This window comes from Neisseria sp. P0021.S007 (assembly GCF_051956855.1).
Genome location: NZ_JBQCXA010001494.1, coordinates 1 through 472, shown reverse-complemented (window position 1 = coordinate 472; position 472 = coordinate 1). Strand labels below are relative to the sequence as shown.

At 52.1% G+C, this 472-nt stretch carries 1 pseudogene; it reads right to left on the bottom strand.

The annotated features are described in order from the left end of the window. A pseudogene (locus tag ACTHUR_RS19895) lies at positions 1–472 on the bottom strand (bifunctional acetaldehyde-CoA/alcohol dehydrogenase); the annotation flags it as partial.

The window sequence follows — 472 nt, the reverse complement described above, 5'->3', positions numbered from 1 at the left end:
GTTTTGACCAATTCTTCGTCGGCGGTATGGATGGCGGCGGAGTGTCCCAAGCCGTCAAAGGCAACCATTTCTTCGGCGAACTTCAAGCCTTGTTCGGTCGAATCTGCCTTAATCATGGCCAAAACAGGCGAAAGTTTTTCGCGGGTCAGCGGCTCGTTGGGGCCGACTTCGCGGCATTCAGCGATGATGATGTTGGTTTTTTCAGGTACTTTAAACCCGGCCTGTTCGGCAATCCATGCCGCCGGTTTGCCCACGACGGCAGAATTGAGTTTCGCGCCGCCGCAGCTGGCGCAGTTCGCCGTTACGCCGAAGATAAACTCTTCGAGCATGGCTTTTTCTTTTTTGTTGGCAAAGTACACGCCGTAGGATTTGAACTCTTCGGCCAACTCTTTGTAAATCTCTTTATCGGCAATCACCGCTTGCTCACTGGCGCACACCATGCCGTTGTCGAAAGATTTCGACATCACAATAT